The 17,772-nt window shown below is 69.8% G+C and carries 14 protein-coding genes and 3 pseudogenes; 2 read left to right on the plus strand and 15 right to left on the minus strand.

The genetic code is table 11. The features are described 5' to 3' along the window. Positions 1–477: 477 nt before the first annotated feature. The 4 genes and pseudogenes from ACFV7R_RS36040 to ACFV7R_RS36055 all read right to left on the minus strand — a co-directional run bounded on the left by ACFV7R_RS36040 (position 478) and on the right by ACFV7R_RS36055 (position 4,659). Positions 478–657, minus strand: a complete 180-nt coding sequence (locus ACFV7R_RS36040; RefSeq protein WP_385271409.1) for a hypothetical protein — start codon at positions 655–657, stop codon at positions 478–480. A 43-nt stretch (positions 658–700) separates the two neighbouring features. Beyond that, complete coding sequence (gene nhaA / locus ACFV7R_RS36045) at positions 701–2,023, minus strand: Na+/H+ antiporter NhaA (RefSeq protein WP_385271412.1); 1,323 nt, start codon at positions 2,021–2,023, stop codon at positions 701–703. A 733-nt stretch (positions 2,024–2,756) separates the two neighbouring features. Further along, positions 2,757–2,942 (minus strand): annotated as a pseudogene (locus tag ACFV7R_RS36050) (CorA family divalent cation transporter); the annotation flags it as partial. A 316-nt stretch (positions 2,943–3,258) separates the two neighbouring features. Then, positions 3,259–4,659, minus strand: a complete 1,401-nt coding sequence (locus tag ACFV7R_RS36055; protein ID WP_385271415.1) for a hypothetical protein — start codon at positions 4,657–4,659, stop codon at positions 3,259–3,261. Between the two features lie 313 nt (positions 4,660–4,972). Here ACFV7R_RS36055 and ACFV7R_RS36060 point away from each other — a divergent pair, with 313 nt between their 5' ends. Continuing rightward, positions 4,973–6,832 (plus strand): TerD family protein, encoded by a 1,860-nt coding sequence (locus ACFV7R_RS36060; RefSeq protein ID WP_385271418.1) that lies wholly within the window; start codon positions 4,973–4,975, stop codon positions 6,830–6,832. A gap of 338 nt (positions 6,833–7,170) precedes the next feature. On the opposite strand, the pseudogene ACFV7R_RS36065 reads toward ACFV7R_RS36060, so the two are convergent. Together ACFV7R_RS36065 and ACFV7R_RS36070 are read right to left on the minus strand one after the other, a co-directional pair. Further along, positions 7,171–7,299, minus strand: a pseudogene (locus ACFV7R_RS36065) (serine hydrolase); the annotation flags it as partial. A gap of 40 nt (positions 7,300–7,339) precedes the next feature. After that, positions 7,340–7,711 carry a winged helix-turn-helix transcriptional regulator gene (locus tag ACFV7R_RS36070; protein ID WP_385271421.1) on the minus strand — a complete coding sequence of 124 codons (372 nt, stop codon included), beginning with the start codon at positions 7,709–7,711 and terminating at the stop codon, positions 7,340–7,342. 91 nt (positions 7,712–7,802) lie between these two features. On the opposite strand from ACFV7R_RS36070, the gene ACFV7R_RS36075 reads away from it, so the two are divergent. Beyond that, positions 7,803–8,642: an SDR family oxidoreductase gene (locus ACFV7R_RS36075; protein ID WP_385271424.1), complete on the plus strand. Its 840-nt coding sequence runs from the start codon at positions 7,803–7,805 to the stop codon at positions 8,640–8,642. Positions 8,643–8,795: 153 nt separating this feature from the next. Here the strand turns inward: ACFV7R_RS36075 and ACFV7R_RS36080 are convergent, their stop codons facing one another. From ACFV7R_RS36080 to ACFV7R_RS36120, 9 genes and pseudogenes are all read right to left on the minus strand, one after another. Continuing rightward, positions 8,796–9,293, minus strand: a complete 498-nt coding sequence (locus ACFV7R_RS36080) for an IclR family transcriptional regulator C-terminal domain-containing protein (RefSeq protein ID WP_385271427.1) — start codon at positions 9,291–9,293, stop codon at positions 8,796–8,798. Then, positions 9,230–9,772, minus strand: a complete 543-nt coding sequence (locus tag ACFV7R_RS36085; RefSeq protein WP_385271430.1) for a class I SAM-dependent methyltransferase — start codon at positions 9,770–9,772, stop codon at positions 9,230–9,232. Before ACFV7R_RS36085 ends, ACFV7R_RS36080 begins: the two co-directional genes overlap by 64 nt. 75 nt (positions 9,773–9,847) lie before the next feature. Further along, a complete protein-coding gene (locus ACFV7R_RS36090) occupies positions 9,848–10,738 on the minus strand; it encodes an anchored repeat-type ABC transporter permease subunit (protein ID WP_385271433.1) in 891 nt (296 codons plus the stop codon). Continuing rightward, the gene (locus ACFV7R_RS36095; protein WP_385271436.1) at positions 10,735–11,481 is read right to left on the minus strand and encodes an anchored repeat-type ABC transporter ATP-binding subunit; all 747 of its coding nucleotides are present in this window, start codon (positions 11,479–11,481) and stop codon (positions 10,735–10,737) included. The genes ACFV7R_RS36090 and ACFV7R_RS36095 overlap by 4 nt, the downstream gene beginning before the upstream one ends. Further along, positions 11,478–13,028: a TIGR03773 family transporter-associated surface protein gene (locus ACFV7R_RS36100; protein WP_385271438.1), complete on the minus strand. Its 1,551-nt coding sequence runs from the start codon at positions 13,026–13,028 to the stop codon at positions 11,478–11,480. The genes ACFV7R_RS36095 and ACFV7R_RS36100 overlap by 4 nt, the downstream gene beginning before the upstream one ends. Then, the gene (locus ACFV7R_RS36105; protein WP_385271441.1) at positions 13,028–14,572 is read right to left on the minus strand and encodes an anchored repeat ABC transporter, substrate-binding protein; all 1,545 of its coding nucleotides are present in this window, start codon (positions 14,570–14,572) and stop codon (positions 13,028–13,030) included. Before ACFV7R_RS36105 ends, ACFV7R_RS36100 begins: the two co-directional genes overlap by 1 nt. Positions 14,573–14,658: 86 nt before the next feature. Then, positions 14,659–16,338, minus strand: a complete 1,680-nt coding sequence (locus tag ACFV7R_RS36110) for a choice-of-anchor M domain-containing protein (RefSeq protein WP_385271633.1) — start codon at positions 16,336–16,338, stop codon at positions 14,659–14,661. After that, complete coding sequence (locus ACFV7R_RS36115) at positions 16,338–16,985, minus strand: choice-of-anchor M domain-containing protein (protein ID WP_385271444.1); 648 nt, start codon at positions 16,983–16,985, stop codon at positions 16,338–16,340. The genes ACFV7R_RS36110 and ACFV7R_RS36115 overlap by 1 nt, the downstream gene beginning before the upstream one ends. A gap of 138 nt (positions 16,986–17,123) precedes the next feature. Further along, positions 17,124–17,441: pseudogene (locus tag ACFV7R_RS36120) on the minus strand (ArsR/SmtB family transcription factor); the annotation flags it as partial. Positions 17,442–17,772: the final 331 nt, after the last annotated feature.

Below are 17,772 nucleotides of genomic sequence, written 5' to 3' on the forward strand. Positions count from 1 at the left end.
ACCTCCACCCGGCCCGCCGGCCACCTGGCCGACCACAGGGGATCGACGACCGCCAGAAAGTCGTCAGGCAGCAAGGGCGTGGTCAGCCGCCCGGCTTCCTGCCACACGGGTCGCGCCAGTTGCCGCAGCGCACCGACCATTTCGCATCCCCCTTCCTTGTCACTCTCTGATCACCTACGCTCACGCAGCCGTGGCCGGCCGGCAACCCGGGCTGCTCCATCCCTGACGGGCATCACGGTGGCGCTCCCCGCGGCTCCGGCGGCCGATCCCCGGCATGGCGTCGTTGTGGCGCAGGTCCGCGGGCCGTTCCTCACTGCGAGTGTGAGCCGGCGGATCAGGGCGGTTCCGGCTCAGTGCGGCCGGGCCGCGGTCATGGCGGGGATCGCTGCCATGGTGAGCCATCTCCGTGGCCCTCGACCCCTCTGGGGCCGAGGGCAAGGGCCATCGCGCTCAGTGGTGGGAGTGCGGCGGTGGTGCTCAGGCCCCGCCGTCCGTCTCCCACGCGTTCTCCGTGCTTCGGGCGTCGGTGACGTCGCCGGTCGCCTCCTCGTCGGTCATCAGCCGGTCGGCCGTGCGCGCGTCGCCGACGGTCGCCGCGGCGGACATCAGTCGCGCGGCGGGGGCCGCACGCCGGTGGCGGTGTGCGCCTACGGTCACCGGGTGTGGCCGTCTCCTGCGGCGGGCTGCCGGTCCTCAGCCGTCACCGGCGGCGCTGGGCACGCCTCGGGCAGCCCGTACCGCGCTGGTAGATGTCGGGGATGCCGTCGGCGTCCTCGTCGAGGTGCTCCGCCTCCCACAGCCTGCGGTAGATGCTGTTACGGCGTTTGACCAGCAGCGCGGCCATGCCGGCGGCGAGCAGTGAGCCGAGCAGTACGGCGGCCTTGATCCGCTCGGTGTAGGCCGGGTCAGCGAAGGAGACCTCGCCGATGAGCAGGGCGACCGTGAACCCGATTCCGGCGAGAACCGCGAGGGCGAAGACGTCGGCCCAGGCCAGGTCGGGGTTGAGCCGGGCCCGGGCGTACCGGGCGGCGAGGTAGGTTCCCGCGAAGATCCCCACGGCCTTGCCGACGACCAGGCCAAGCACCACGCCCAGCGGCTCGGGACGGGTGAACACCTGGCCCAGCACGGGAACGGAGATGCTCACCCCGGCGGCGAACAGGGCGAACAGGGGGACGGCGACACCGGCTGATACCGGACGCAGCAGGTGCTCGGTGCGCTCCCCGGGCGAGGCGTCCTCCCCCGTACCCTGGTCGCGGGCGCAGCGAAGGATCAGTCCCATCGCCACCCCGGCCACGGTGGCGTGCACCCCGCCGTTGTACATCAGCGCCCAGATGACCACAGCCAAGGGCACGTACCACCACCATCCGCGCACCCTGAACCGTTGCAGAAGGTAGAAGACGACCAGCCCGCCGACAGCCCCTCCGAGGGCTGCCGGGTTCAGGCGGTTGGTGAAGAACAACGCGATGACCAGGATCGCGCCCAGGTCGTCGACGACCGCCAGGGTGAGCAGGAAGGCCCGCAATGCGGTCGGCATGTGGGTGCTGAGCATGGCGAGGACCGCGAGTGCGAAGGCGATGTCGGTCGCCATCGGCACCGCCCAGCCGTCGGCACGGCCGCCACCGGCAGCGGCCGTGGCCAGGTAGATCGCCGCGGGCACCACCATGCCGCACACCGCGGCGACCATGGGCAGGACCGCGGTGGCTGGGGTGCGCAGCTGGCCGGCCACGAGTTCGCGTTTGAGCTCGATCCCCGCGACCAGGAAGAAGACGGTGAGCAGTCCGTCGGAGGTCCAGTGCTGCACCGACAGATCCAGCCCGAGTGCCGCTACCCCGAAGTGGACGTCGCGCAGCGCCTCGTAGCTCCCGCGCCACGGGGTGTTCGCCCACACCAGCGCCACCAGGGCGGCGATCAGCAGCACCAGGCCGCCGACCGTCTCCGTTCGCAGGGCCCGGGCCACCTGTACGCGTTCCGGCCAGGGCAGCAGTCCGAGGAAGACCGAAGGCTCGCGCGGGGCAGCAGGCATCGGGAGGACCTCCGGGCCGCGGGCAACGGGCTAGGCACGAGCCCTCCGGTGCCGACCGGACGCCCCGGTGCGATCGTGCCCTCGTGGCTCATTCGTCACATCTCATCCACCGTAGCCCGCCCACAGCCGCCCGTGGTGCGGGACCATCAGGGGACTGCGCGAGGCGGCACCGGGGCTGTCGTCGGCGCGTCCGCACCCGGGTCATCCCGAGACGCACCTTGTTGACCGTGGTTGTCCGCTCTTACGGGCACGGATTGGGCACGGCCTCGACAGCTACCCCTCGGCAGTGCCGTCAGGCCCTTGAAGCACCGCGTCGTACGCGGATTAGTTGAGCCGCGTACGAACGGTGTTGCGTGTGCAACTCATCGGCGCAACCGACACCTGGGGAAAGACGTGATCCGCGACATGTGTGGGGTGAGGGACGATGAAGCGCGTCGGCGTTCGGGATGGCGGTTCCTGTTCTGGGCACTCGCCGGACGGTGACGGCGCCATCATGGCGGGGTGGAATACAACCTCAACGCCCAGAACCCCAGGGACTTCGAGCACCTGTCGGAGGCCCTGGCCCAAGCGGTATTGGGGCCGGGAGTCTCTGCCTTTGGCGACGGAAAGGACGGTGGCCGCGAACGGAGCGCGGCTCATTCTCCCCAGATTCTCCCCAGCGGCCTCAGGCCGTCGGCCACGCCTGCGATGCCAGTCGCACGTGCTCAGGAGGGCAGCCCTCCGCGATGATTACTCAGAGCCAATCCCGCCGCTTGAATATGACATACAAACTGGTGTAAACGACCCCCATCAGGGCGATCGCGAAGGGATATCCGAGCACCCAGTGCAACTCCGGCATGTGCTTAAAGTTCATCCCGTAGATCGTCCCGACCAGCGTCGGAGCAAACAAAATGGCCGCCCAGGAGGAGATCTTCTTGAAGTTGTCTACCGGGCGGCCCTGACCTGCGGCAACGCGGCGGATCGGTCTTTTCATCTGCGTAGATCCTTCTTTCGTGGCCTTTCAGGTTCGTGCCTGGTTGCGCAGTCGATTCTCCCCACGCGCTCCCCAGAGACGCCCATACTCCCCAGATTCTCCCCAGAGGAGCGGCTCGTCCGGCCCTAGTGTTCGGCGGCTTTGCGTTTACTCAACGTCGACGAAGGCTTGGTAAGGGAACGGGCCGTGCTGCCTGTGATCCCCGGTTTGGCCAACCGGGGATCGTGCGCCACTTGGGGGCAGCGGGATTGCCGGAGGCTGGTTACAGTGGGCGCCTTCTGCGGATCGGCAGGATGCTCAGGGCCATGACGGTTCCGTCCTCGTGGAAAGAGATCGGGCCATTCCAGTGCCTGGCTGCATCCGCGCCCTGCCGGTTGGAGCGGAGCTTGTAGGCCGCACGTCGGTAGTCTTCGACGTGCCCCTCGCTGATCAAGTCGTACAGCTCCTCGACCATGCCGGAGAATGCCTCGATTCGCACGGTCTCCATGCGGAAGACGTGATCCGTGCCGACGAACTTGGTGCCGCCGATCACGATGTGTGCGTCGTGGACGCTGGATGTGGCTGCGAAAGTGGGCACGTCGTAGTGCTGTCGTCCCTGGCCCTTGGTCAGGTACTGGGCGGTCCTGGGGCCTCCGCCGGCGAACGCGGTCAGGCTGGCGCTCCCGGTTCGGGCCAGGAGCTGGCCGAACCAGGCTAGATCCTCCTCGGACACCTGGAAGCCGTCGACGGTCCGCGCCCGCTTCCCCTCGCGTGCGGGTATGTGGATCGCGTTCGGGTAAGGGATACCGCTCCTTTCCTCAGCCTCAAGATCGGCGCTTCGCGGCGCACCGGGTATGCGCTCGGGCAGGAGCGCTTCACCGGGGGATTGCAGGACGTTGACCACGACTCCGCCCTGTCCCATGAGTTCAGTGGAGAGCAGGAGGCACTGCGCTGTGTTCCACGGGCCGATCTGCATGCCCTCGGCGAGCTCTGAGGCCCTGACCAGCTGTCGGACTGTGGTGTTGCGGGATCGGCTGCTTCGCTTGCTGGGCTTCTGGTGGTTTCCTCTGCACACCACGAAGGTGACCTTCGACGGCTCGCCGGGTTTCCATACCTCGATGAGGTAGTCCGGCCGGGGCCGTGAGCCCTTCGATCGTTCCGAGCCGCCCAGGGCCCAGCCAGCTCGCAGGACCGTGCTCGTGTCCACGACCGATACCACGTGGTCCGGGTACTGCCGTTTCGCGATGTGCTCCGCCACGGCGAGTCCGAAGCCGATGCTCAACTCCTGGGATTGCATGGCTTTGTATCTGCGTTCGGCAGTTCGGCCTTTGTCCGTGAGCTCCATGGCTCCGGCCCGGTCGCCGTGCACCGCCTCGCAGTACTTCAGGCTCTGCCAGTGTTCCGCCAGCCCTCGTGCCATTCCTTGGCCTGCCAGCACGTAGCCCCGCGCCACGGCATGCAGCACCTGCCACGGCGTCAGCTCTATGGTCCGGCCGCAGTCGGCTCGTGCAACGGGTTGTAGGTCGGGCTTTCTGCGCCCTGGTTCTTGGCCCTTCTCGCGTCGTTGCGTGTCGATGGCCACCGATGCTCTGCCCGTGTGCTCCAGCAGGTCCGGTGTTGAACGGACGTGGACGGTCGTCGAGAGGTTGAGTTCCTTGAGGATCTGTCGCGCGGTTCTTGTCATGCGTCCCCCTGCGGTGTCCGCGTGCTCCGGCCGGCCGAGCACCGTAGGTCGGAGCATTGGGGCGCACACAAGTGCGCAAGGTGCGTTGGGGCAGAGAACTGGCCGCATCGGAGGCAGGCGGTGAGAGGCCCATGACCTGAGCTGAGCACTGGCCGCAGGGACGGCGCATGGTGATTGCCGTCCCGGAGGTGTGCGGCTGGCCCTCCGTGACGGATCCACCACGAACAGCGTCTCTCACGTGCGAAAATCCCCCAGTTGGCCGTCGCCGCGGAGAGGCGGGGCGTCGCTGCCGCGCTCGGGAGGGGAGCCCCATATGGCCTTGCTGTCTTCGAACTCGAAGTGGCCCACCTTGCCCGGCTACTTTCACGACTGGGCGCTGGTGGACGTGGAGACCTCCGGGCTGAGGCCGGGCCGGGACCGTGTCCTGTCCCTCGCGGTGCTCACGCTGGACGCACACGGCCGGCAGACAGGAGAGTTCTCCACTCTCCTCAACCCGGGCTGCGACCCCGGCCCCGTGCACATCCACGGTCTCACCCCCGCCCGCCTCGCGGGCGCACCCACCTTCGAGGAGATAGTGCCGCAGGTGGGCGCACTGCTCAGCAGTCGCGTTCTGGTCGCCCACAATGCGCAGTTCGACTATGACTTCCTGGCCCACGAGTTCGCCCGCGTCCGTTCCTGGGTCCCGGTCAGCAGACGCCTGTGCACTCTGGCCCTCAACCGCCTGGTCGGGCCCGCGACGCCCGATCTCAAGCTGGGCACCCTGGCCGCGCACTACGGCGTGCGCCAGGAGCAGGCCCACGACGCGCAGGACGACGTACGGGTACTCTCCGGCATCCTGCGCGGCTCGCTGGAGGCCGCCGAGCAACTGGGACTGCCCCTGCCGCTCCTGGACTGCCCGCCCCGCCAGGACTACAGGCCCTATGTTCCCAAGACGCCCTGCGCCTACCGCAATCCGGGCCGCCTGGAGCCCGGTGGACCACTGGTGCAGGGCATGAAGGTCGCTGTCACCGGGGACACCCAGGTCTCCCGCGAGGAACTGGTGGCCCGCTCGGTGGCGGCCGGGCTGAACATGATGACCTCGGTCAGTGGGCAGACCAGCGTCGTCGTCACCAACGATCCCAGCGCCGCGTCTGGCAAACTGCGTCGCGCCGCGGACGAGGGAGTCCCCCTCGTGGACGAGCCGACCTACCTACGACTGCTGGAGAACGTCCAGCCCGGCCAGGCCAAAGGCACCGCCCGCGCCGGCACCGACAGGCAGCCCCGCGCGGCCGAGACACCCGGGGATGCGACGATCGCACAGCCCGCGCCCGCGCCGAGTGTCCCGGCACAGCGCACGGCCGCGCCGACCGCACCTGTTGCCGGGGAAGGCCAGTCGCTGGCCGGGCGTCGAGTCCTGGTCCTGGGCGGTACACATGAGGAGGCCGCGGCGGGACGGGCTCGCGCCGTCGCTCTTGGTGCCTCCGCGGCGGTCAACCTCTCGGCCAGCGTGACCGACATTGTGGTGCTGGCCGGCGGCGAAGCGGACCGGCGCATGGGTCGTATCGCCGCTCTCGGTCTGCGCGTGCACGACGCCGACTGGCTCCTCGCAGGGACCCCTGCGTCGACGCCCGAGACGGCACAGAGCGTGGCTGGGAGCCAGCCGGACACGGCAGAGGTACTGGTCCAAGGCGCCGTCATCGACCTGCCCGACACCGACGCAGCCTGGACGGTGACCGCCACTTGGGCTCAGCACACCGCCTGCGACGTCGACGTCGTCGCCTTCGCGCTCGACGTGAATGAACAAGTGCCAGGCGACGAGGACTTCGTCTTCTACGGCGCACCTGAGCATCCGGACGGCACCGTACGGCTTGCCATGGACGGCCCGACTGAGCAGGCCATCACCGCCGATCTGGAGCGTCTGCCCCTGGAAATCCGCCGGGTCGTCATTGCCGCTGCGATCGACGGCGCCGCGACATTCTCCGACGTCGGCGCCGTCGAGATCACCGCCACTTGCGGGATCGGCGCGGCCTCGACCGCCCGGGCCACGCTCGACGCCGCAACCACCGAGCGCACCATGATTCTCGCCGAGATCTACCGCCGAGGCGACGGCTGGCGGCTGCGTGCCGTCGGGCAGGGCTACGACCACGGCCTGGCCGACCTGGCCCGAGGCTACGGCGTCGACGTCACGGAATGACCCCCACGGACTGGACAGCGGCGCTGGGCTGGTCGGTGAGCGTACGAGGTGGACCTGACGTGAAGGACCGTCCGGATGCTCGTGGCGCTGGTCTGCGAGCTGGTTGCTGATCTCGCGTGGAGACCGGCTCGCGTGCGGGGGCTGCTGGGGATGCCGGACAGCCGCCCCGTGCTCAGACTCGTCTGACGAGCTGGGCGCGGGGCGAGGCCGGTTCACGTTGGTCAGGCTGCCTTTGGTTGGGAATCGGCGAGTTCATTCAGGAGGCGCTCGACGTCGGCGCCGATCCAGCCTGCGTCGTGGCAGGTCTTGATCAGCGCGTCCAGGTGCACGTTGTCCGGCCCCAGGGGCTGGCAGACCCGGCTGGCGGCGAGTGCGTCGAGGCTCTGCCCGGAGAGGTGTTCGGCGAGGTAACCGAGGATGAGGGCGGCGCGGTCGGTGTACTCCACGGCTTGGCCGGGTGGGCGGTGGGCGGTGGCTGGATGCGCTTTCATGGTCGGCCGCTACCACCTATCCCGCGTTGCGCGGCGACAGCCGTCGTGTAATCCGGTCGAACAACTCCGTCAGCGGCTCGCCGACATCCCGACCGAACTCGGTCAGCCCGTAGGTGACCTGGGGCGGCGTCGTCGGTTCGACCTCCCGCCAGACCAAGCCGTCTTGAACCAGCGCGCGCAGGGTCTGAGCGAGCATCTTCTCGCTGATGCCCTGGATACTCTCGCGCAGCTCGTAGAACCGGAGGTCGTTGCTCCGCAAGGAGATCAACACCCAGACGCCCCACCTGCTGGTCACGTGGCCGACCACATCGCGCGCGGGGCAGTCAGTGTGAAACACCTCATACCGCTCCCCGGCCTCGGCCTGTATGTGCTGCGCGCCTCCCGCCACGTGATGAGCTTACCTCAGGGTATGTCCTTACCAAAAGTTAGCCCGGCTCCTAACGTGAAGGCCACAGAGGACATCGGACAAGGAGCTGATCATGATCGTGGTGACCGGGGCTACCGGGAATGTGGGTCGGCCGTTGACGCGAGCGCTGGCCGAGGCGGGCCAGCAGGTGACCGCGGTGTCACGGCACGCGGCGGCGGTGCCGGACGGCGTCCGCCACGTGGCGGCCGACCTGGCCGAGCCGGCCGGCCTTGAGCCCGCCCTGGCCGGGGCGAAGGCGCTATTCCTGCTGCTGTCCGGCGACATGCACGCCGCCGGGGCCAGCCCGGCCAACGTCATCGACCAAGCCGCGGCCAGCGGGGTCCGCCGGGTCGTCCTGCTCTCCACGCAGGGCGTGGCGACCAGGCCCTTCGGCCCCACGCGAATCGCGATGCGCGCGCTGGAGGACGTTCTGCGGGAGTCCGGCCTGGACTGGTCCATCCTGCGGCCGGGCGGCTTCGCCTCCAACGCCCTGTGGTGGGCCGAGTCCATCCGCGCGCGGCGGGTCGTCGCCGCACCCTTCGGCGACGTCGGGGTGCCGATCATCGACCCGGCGGACATCGCCGAGACCGCGGCGGTCTGCCTGCTGGATGAACGGCACTCCGGCGGCGTGTACGAGCTGACCGGCCCGGAGGTAATCACGCCGCGCCAGCAGGCGGAGGCCATCGCCGCCGCGCTGGGCTCGCCCGTGCGATTTCACGACCTCACCCGCGACGAGGCCAAGGCCGCCATGGCCGAGAGCATGCCGGCGGAGCTCGCCGAGGACACCCTGGACATCCTCGGTTCCCCGAGCCCGGCCGAGTTGCGCGTCAGCCCGGACGTCCAGCGGGTCCTCGGCCGCGCCCCGCGCACGTTCGCCGACTGGGCCGCCCGCAATGTCGCCGCGTTCCGCTGAGACTGGTCAGCGCCGCTGGAACTGCTCGGCGTGCTCACCGATCCACTGCTGACAGTCGAGGAACCTGATCCGAAGTTGACGTTGGCGCTATGCCCGGGACTGACACTCCAGATCACTGACTTCGTGCGCTTCAGGGCCCTGGCAGTAGAGGGGTTACCTGAGGCGGCGGGCCCCCTGATGCGGCGGCGCCGCAGTACGCGACGGCCCGCCAACGGTTTCGGTGTTCATGGCGCGGGTGATGGCGCGGGCCATGGCGACCACGGCGGGGATGTGCGCGGAGGGTTGGCTCTGCTCGGAGGGGGTGATGACCGAGATGGCGGCAATGACGGTCTGGTGCCGGTCACGGATGGGGGCGGAGACGCCGGTCATGAAGGTGTCCCACTGGAGGCGTGAGTACACCGCGAATCTGTCGCGGCGGATGGCCGCGAGCCGGGACCGCAGCTCCTCGGCCGTTCCCATCAACTCGTCCTCGTCGACCGACCGGTCAGCGGCAAGGAAGTCCTCTTGCACCTGGGCGGGCGCGAAGGCCAGCAGGACGAGCCCGGGAGCGGTGGCATGCAGCGGCATCCGGCCGCCGACCCGGTACATCACACGCGGGGCATCGAGCGCGGAGATCCGCTCGACCAGGACGCACTCCAGGCCCTCGCGCACGACCAGTTGCACGTGCCGGCGGCGAAGAAGTACGGGCCGTCGGTCTGGGAGACCGCGGCGGTCCATGCCTCGTCCGTCACCGAGCCGGTCACCATCGTCCTGCGCGGGGCGTCGCTGAAGAAGGTCTGGCGCAGGTCGATGACGTCGGGCAGGTCGAGGTCGAACCAGCGCGCCCGGCCGTTGTCGACGCGTTCGAAGCGGGTGTTGAGGCCCGTGCCGATCTCCACCACCGTTCCAGTGGGGTGGGCGGTGAGGAAGTCCGCGATCCAGTGGTCGAACAGGCTGGTGCGCAGTACCGAGCCGAACAGGCTGGGCTGGTTGTCGAAGCGGCTGAAGTCGTAGTCGATCGACGCGACGATCTCCTCGGCCCGGGGGTCGCGCAGGGCGGGTTCCGGCTTGCGGTTTTCCACCGCCCGGCCGTACAGGGGGATCAGGAGTGTTTCCTGGACGGTGCCCAGGTGCACGGCGCGTTCCGCCATGGTTGCCCTCCTTGGTGGGTGGGCCCCACACGACGCTACATGAAAATGGGATCCATTAGTAAGAGTCCTGAGTCGTCACGCCGAGGCCGGCTGCTCGGCGGCCGGTCGCCATGGCTCCCGGTTGCGCTGCCGGGCCCGCGCCAGCAGGCCGTGCCGGGGCGCCAGGCACCATACCGCCACGAACAGCGCGGTCAGGACGCAGACGATGGAGCCGCCCGCCGCGAGGTCGTAGACGTAGGAGACGTACAGTCCGGCGAGCGCGCCCGTGCCGCCGATCAGTGACGCGAGCAGGGTCATGGCCCACAGGCGCTCAGTGAGCATGCGGGCCGCGGCGGCGGGGGTGATGAGGAGGGAGAGGACGAGGACGTTGCCGACCGCCTCCAGGGACATCACGATGGTGGCGGTCACGACGGTGTAGAGGATCAGGTCGAGTCGCATGACCGGCAGCCCGGCCGCCCGTGCGGTCTCGCGGTCGAGGCTGACGGCCACCAGTTCCTTGCTCAGCAGCAGGACGACCGCCACCAGGACCGCGCCGACGCCGGCAGCCGTCCATACGTCCTCCGGGCCGACCGCGAGCACCTGCCCGAACAGGAACGACGACAGGTCCGTTGACCAGCTGTCCTGCGTCGAGACGAGGACGATTCCGAGGCCGAACGCGCAGGAGAAGAAGACCCCGATGACGGTGTCCTCCTTCAGCCGGCGGTTCTGCGACACCAGCGCAATCAGCAGCGAGGTGGTCAGCCCGGCGAGCGCCCCGCCAAGCAGCAGGTTGCCCTGGAAGGCATAGGCGAGCGCCACGCCAGGGAACGCGGAGTGTGAGACGGCCTCGCCGATGAACGCCATCCCGCGCAGCACGACGTACACCCCCACGACCCCGCACACCAGCCCGGTGATGACCGCGACGGCGAACGCCCGCTGCATGAACGGCAGTTGCCACGGATCTGTGAGGAACTCCAGCACGCTCACGCCGCCGCTCCGATCGCCGTGTCCAGACCGAACGCCCGCAGCATCTGCTCCGGGTCGGCCAGCAACTCGGGGCCGCCCTCGGCGACGACCGTGCGGTTGAGTAGAGCCACGCGCGTGCAGGTGCGGGCGGCGGCCGCCAGATCGTGGGTCGTCATCAGCAGGGCCCTGCCGTCGGCGGCCAGTCGGCCGAAGAGGTCGTTCAGCAGTTCCTGGGTGGGGACGTCCACACCGGTGAACGGCTCGTCCAGGAGCAGCAGTCGGGGTTCGGTCGCCAGGGCGCGGGCCACCAGGACCCGCTGCCGCTGCCCGCCCGACAGCTCCCCGATGGGGCGCCGACGCAGCTCGGCGAGGCCGACCAGTTCCAGCGCCTCGTCGACTGCGGCCCGGTCGGTCGGCCGGGGCCGGCGCAGCCAGCCCATGGAACGGGTGCGTCCGGACAGCACGGCCCCTGTGATGTCGATGGGAAAGTCCCAGGCGAATTCGTGGCGTTGTGGCACGTATCCGATGAGGTGGCGGGCCCGGGCCGGTGGCAGCCCGTCGATCAGCACGTCGCCGCCGGCGAGCGGGACCAGGCCGAGTACCGCGCGCAGCAGGGTGGTCTTGCCCGCGCCGTTCGGACCGAGGAGGCCCAGCAGTTCCCCGCAATTCAGCGACAGTTGGGCGCGCTCGACGGCGGGGCGGCCGCCGAGCGCCACGTCCACCTCCTGGACTTGGAGCAGTGGCGACTGCTCGGCGCGGTTCACGCGGGGTTCCTTCCTGCGGTACGGCCGAGGCGCAGGCGCGTGGCGACGACGAAGCCCGTACCGAGTGCGGCGAGTGCGGCTGCGGCCCCGCTCAGCAGTGCCGTGTTCCCGGCGCCGGTGGAGGCCATGGAGCCGTCGGCGTCCGAGGCGCCGCCGTCCGTGGACGAGTCGCCCCCGGAGCCGGAGCCGGAGCCGGATCCCGAACCGGAGTCGGATGGGTTGTCGCCCGATCCGGACGAGGACCCGCGGCCGGACCCGCCGTCACCGGGCTTCACACCGGACGGATCCCCGTCGCCGACCACGAACGCCACGGTCTCCGTATCGCTGACCGTCGTCCCGTCGGCGAGCTTGCCACTCATCTTGAACGTCAGCCGGTAGGTGCCCTCCTTGGTGAAGGCCCACCCGCCGTGCGCGTGCGTGTTCGCGGCCACGTCGAAGGAGTCCGGTACCCCGTCCTTGCTGTTGAACAGCACGTTCGCGCCGGACATGGCGTCGTAGGTGTAGAGCGCGTACGCACCGGGCCCTTCCGCCTTGGTCAGCGAGAACGTCACCCCGCCCTTGGTGGCCCCGGCCTTGATGTTGTCCGTCGACCATCCGGGCCACAGCAGGCCCTCCTGCTGCACCTGGTCGAGCAGCCACACCGGGTCGCCGGCCTCGCCGAGGAACGCGAAGTCATCGCCGTCCGGGAGGGTGTTCTTGGCCGCGGGCTTGACGTGCAGGACGACAGAGGAGGGTTCGCGCCAGGTGGTCTTGCCGGAGACCGTGCCGTCCTTGATGTGGATCTGGAGCTTGTTGTCGACGACACGCGCGGCGAAGTCGACGTGGCCCTCGTCGAGGACCTTCGTCGTCGAGACGACGTCGGAGGCCGTGACGGCGGAGACGGTCCTGCGGGCCTGCTCCACGGGTGCGATGAGAGTCCGCGCCGGGGCAGCGGCCTCCGCCGACGGAACCTCCTCGACCGCGGGGGGCTCCTGGGCGGGTACTTCCTCGTCCTGCGCCGCTTGGGCGATCGCCTCGTCCCCGACCAGCACCGTGTACACGGTCCCGGCGGACAGCTTCCGCCCATCGAGGCTGGTGGCCTCGGCGGAGAAGATGACCTGGTACGACCCTTCGGCGCTGAACTCCCAGCGGGTGCCGCCCTGTTCGCCCACCGGCACCTCGTACTGATCGGGCAGGGCGTCCGCGCTGTCGAACAGCAGTGCGTCCTCGGCGTCGTCGGCCTCCGCGTACACCTTGACCTCGCCCGGCCCGTCGACCCCGGTCAGTGACCATCGCACGCTGTCCCCGGCAAGGGCGCCCTCCGCGATTCCCGTGGTGTCCCACCCGGGTGCTGGAGCCTCGAAGGCCGGCCGGGCGTCGTTGATCGCGATCACGTGGGTGTCCGCGGCGTCCTCCACCGTGTCGAGGCTCAGCACTCCGTCGGCGTAGGCGATCTGCCCGAGCCCGGGCCGCGCCTCGCCGTCTTCCGCGAGGGCGGTGCCACCCCCGGACAGCGTCGCCGCGAGCGCCACGGCGACAGCGATCCGTACCTTCCGTGTGCCCGTCATCAGGCCTCCTCCCCAAGGCACTTCGTGAGTTCGTTCGCGTTGTGCCGCATCATCGATACGTAGTCGTGGACCTGGTCGTCGAACGAGTCGCCGTAGATCGTGCAGACCCCGACCCCCTGGTCCTGGGCGACCCGGCGCAGCACGTCCGAGCGGGCCGCGAGGTTCGGCTCCAGGAACACGGACGGGACCTTCTTCTCGCGGATGGTGTTGCCGAGTTCCTCGATCTGGGCGGCGCTCGGCTCCCGGTTGGGCACGGGCACGACGAAGCCGGCCACCTCCATGCCGTACGCCTTGGCGAGGTAGCCGAAGGCGTCGTGCGTGGTGATCAGCTTGCGGTTGTGCTCCGGGACGGTCGCCAGCTTCTTCGCGACCTCCTGGTCCAGCGCCCCGAGCGTCTCGAGATATGCCTTGGCGTTCTTCTCGTACGTCGCCTTGCCGTCCGGGTCGGCCTTGATCAGCTCGGCCTCGATGCGGCGGACGTACGCTTCGGCGTTGGCTACGTCCGCCCAGGCGTGCGGGTCCATGTCGCCGTGTACGTGCTTGCCGATGACAGCCTGGGGGAGCACCCACAGGTCGTCGCCCGCCTCGCCGAGGAAGCCGTACGCCTCTTCCTTCGGCACGGACTCCTTTGCCCGGTCGGGCACGTTGAGCACGACGTCCTCGGGCGCGAGGTTTGTCCGTGTGCCGCTGCCCTCTTCGTCGGCTCGTACGTACACCTTGCCGGTCTCGGCGTTGAGTGCGACGTCCGCGTGCCCGCCGTCGAGCACGGTGGCACCCTCGGGTGCCTCGGCCGCGTCGCCGACGGTGAAGGTGAAGGTACCGCTGCCGATCTCCTCGGATGTCCCGTCGAGGGGCTCGGTGCGCCCCTCGACGGTGAGCTTGTACGTGCCGGGCTTGCTGAACGCCCAGTTGACGTGGGTATGCGCCTCCGGTGGCAGGGCGAAGGAGTCGGATTCGTCGAAGCCGTCGGCCGAGTCGAGGTACACCTTGGGCTTGCCGAGGGTGTCGGTGAGGTACACCCGCAGCTCGCCCGGTCCCTCCAGCTTCGTGGCGGTGGTACGGACTTGGGAGCCGTCGCCGTCGACCTCGCCCTCGACGGCCCAGCCGAGCCAGAGGACGTCGAGGCCGAGGTCCTCCTCCAGCTTCGTGACCGTGCCGCCGTACTGCTCCAGCTTCTCGGCGATCCCGATCTTCGGCGCGGACTTGGGAGCGTTGGTGTGGACCATCTTCATGATCCCGGGCTCTTCGAGCAGCAGCCCGTTGCTGAACACGATGTCGGCCCGGGCGACCTTGGCCGCGTCGCCGGGGCTCGGCTCGTAGGAGTGCGGGTCGCCGTGGTGCGGCACGATCGACGTGACGTCCACGCGGTCGCCGCCGACCTGTTCGACCAGGTCGGCGATGATCGCGGTGGTCGCCGACACCGTCAACTCGGCGTCGGACGCGCCCGACTGGAGCCCACTGCACCCGGTGGCCCCGGCTCCCGTGAGCAGCGCGCAGGCCGCAGCGAACGCGGCGGTGACGGTGCGTCTGGGGTGGCCCCACATGGGGCTCCTCCTTCTCTGGAACATGACTTGAGCCGCGTACGGAGGACCGGGCGCTGCCAGGCACCGGTCCTTCGCACGCGGAGCTTTCACTGGGCGCTGCGGCGCCGCCGTACGGCGAACACCGCGCCGCCGCCCAGGAGCAGGGCGGCCGCGGCGATCCCCGCGATCACCGCCGCGCCCGTGCCGGTGGCGGCGAGCCCGCCGGTGGGGACGGTGCCGCCACCGGTCGATGAGCCGCCGCTCGTGCCCGTGGAGCCGGTGGAGCCCGTGGAGTCGGCCCCGGGGCCACCGGCCGTAGGGGTCACCGACGCGGACGTGGACGGGGCCGCGGTTGCCGATACCGACGCGGACGGGGTGTCCGAGGGCGAAGCAGTGGCCGTAGGTGTCGTGGTCGGCTCGTCGCCGGGCCCCGGCGTCACGGTCGACGGATCCGTGTCGTCGCCGACCACCCAGGCGATCGTCTCGGTGTCACTGACCTTCGTGCCGTCGGTGAGCGTGGCGCCGACGGTGAAGGTGGTGCGGTAGACGCCTTCTTCGGTGAACGTCCAGTTGAAGTGGCTGTGCCGGTTCGGGGTGAGCGGGTAGCTGTCCGGCAGACCATCGCCGCTGTTGAAGGTGATGTCCGCCGACCCCAGCGAGCCTGAGTGGAACATGGCGACCGATCCCGGGCCGCGAACCGCGTCGAGCCGGTAGGCGATCTGCCCGTCGACGTCGGACGCGCTGTACTGCTCGGTGCTCCAGCCCGGCCACACGAGACCGTCGACCTGCTGGATGGGCAGCCACCACACCGCGTCGCCGACCGTCCCGAGGAACTCGTACCCTGCCGTGATCTTCCGCATGGCCGCGGTCTTCACGTGCAGCACGACCTCGCCGGGCTCGTACCACTTGTACGCCTGTGCTGTGCCCTCCTTGATCTGGAACTGCAGCTTGCCGTCCACCGGCCGGGCGGCCAGGTCGATGTGACCGTTGTCGATGACGTGCGCCGTGGGCGCAGAGGCGGTCGGCGTCGTACTGCCCGAGGGCGTGACCGAGTCCGACGGTCCGCTCGGGGACGGGAGCGTACCGTCGCCCGGCAGGACCTCGGACGGGTCGGCGTCGTCGCCGACGACCACGGCGAGGGTCTCGGTGTCGGTGGAGCCGCCCGCGGTCACGGTGAAGGTGAGGCGGTAGACGCCCTCGGCCGTGAACATCCAGATGGGCAGCAGGCGTTGCTGCTCACCGGCGAGTGTGAAGCCGCGGGGCGCGGAGGCGGTGTTCCCGAGGTGGATCTCCGGCGAGCCGTCCGACCAGTCCATCTCCTGCGTGTACGTGGCCATGCCGAAGTCACCGGGGCCCTCGTACCCGGACAGGGCCACCTCGGTGTCGCCGCCCGCCTCGGTGCCGTTCCAGCCGGGCTCGGGCGCGAAGAGGTTCTCCGCCTCCCATCCGTTCAGCTGCCAGGTGTCCTGGTCGGTGGTGCCGAGGGCGACGGCGATGGGATTCGGCGTGTACTGGAGCGTCGCCTGCGGCACGTGCAGCACCACCTCGGACGGCTCGCGTGCGACCGCCGTGCCCCCGCCGCGGTCGTCGATCTGCAACTGCAGCTTCCCATCGACGAGTCGGGGTGTGAAGTCCAGCTCGCCTTCGTCGAGGACGACGGCACCGCCGGCGGCGCGGGCCGACCCGCTGCCGCCGGCGACCAGCCCTGCCGCGCCCACGAGCACTGCGGTCGCCGCGGTCAGGACCGCGGCGGTGAAGGCGCGTCTGTCGCGCGTCAGGGCTCTCATCACGAGCTGACGACGACGGTGTACGTCTCGGTGGCGGACTCGGTGACGCCGCCGACCGTGCCCTGGACGCGGAAGGTCAGCTGGTAGGTGCCGGCCTCCTCGAAGGCCCAGTTGGCATGGTTGTGGGTGGCGACGCCGAAGGAGCGGGACTTGAAGGTGATGATGGCGGTGTTGCTGTCGAACCAGCGGCTGCCGTTGCCCGCGTAGATGCTGAAGTCCTCGGTGGCGGCACCGTTGCGGGTGGCGGAGACGAGGCGGTAGGTCACCGAGTTGTTGGCGAAGACGCCGGTGGTGAGGTGCTCGGTGGAGATGCCCGGGAACAGGACCCCGGCCGCGTCCGCCTCGGTCTCCGTGTCCGGCAGCAGCCAGATCTGGCTGCCCGAACCGAGGAAGCCGTAGCCGGGGTTGGCGACTCTGGCAGAGGCCGGCACGGACAGGGTCACGTCGGCCGGCTCGTACTCGGTGCCGGACTCCTCGTCGTGGACGTGCAGGTGCAGGTCGGCGCCGTCCCACTCGGCGTCGAGCACGTCCACATGCCCGCTGCTGAGCGTCGTCGCGGCGACGGCCGGGGTGGCGGCGAGACCCGCCAGGGCGAGTGCGGCGGCGAGCGAGCCGGAGACGGTCAGAGCGCGCGTGAAGGTACGCAAGATGGATCCCCCCAGGATCAGAAGGCGCACGCGCTTGAACGTGCGCGAACAAGCCACACGATAATCATTTTCATCAAGGGCTGCAATGAGTTGGGCGTGATCCGTGTGAAACCTGAGGGGGACTGGTGGCCGTGGCGGTCAGTGACCGTCGCGAATGCCGAGCCGGAGGTGCTCGATGTGGTGGACCGCCTGGTCGAGGAGTTGGGCGACGTGGTCGTCGAACAGGCGGTAGATGATCCGGCGGCCGTCCCGTTGCCCGGTGGCCAGCCCCAATGCGCGCAGCAGCCGCAGCTGGTGGGAGACGGAGGGCTGCTCCATGCCGACGGTGGCGGCGAGTTCGGTCACCGAGTACGGGGTTCGTCGCAGCGTGGTGAGGATCAGCAGGCGTGAGGGCGTGGCGAGCGCCTGGAGCGTGGCGGCGACGGAGGCCGCGGTGGCCGCGTCGAGGCGGGCGGACGAACTGCAGCTCCAGCGCGGCCGGCGGCGCTGTACGACGTCGCCGAAGTACGGATTGAGCGTGCGGTTGGGTGCGTCGTGGGAACACGCATCGCCGCAGCGGTAGCGGCAAGTCAGCGCCGAACGGGCGGTGTTGGGATGAGGGCTGGGGAGGACGGGCAGGTCGGCGGTCCGGGTGATGCTATCGCTGGTCTGTTCGGGCATGGCTGCCTCCACGCAATCGGGGAATCGGGGCCCAGGCCGCCCGGATATAGGCGGTCGTCGATGCGTGACGCCAGGCGCGGCACACCACGAGGGATGTGGCTGAGCGGTGAACTCCGGCCGAAGACTG

Source organism: Streptomyces sp. NPDC059866 (assembly GCF_042731325.1).
Classification (GTDB): Bacteria; Actinomycetota; Actinomycetes; order Streptomycetales; family Streptomycetaceae; genus Streptomyces; species Streptomyces flavusporus.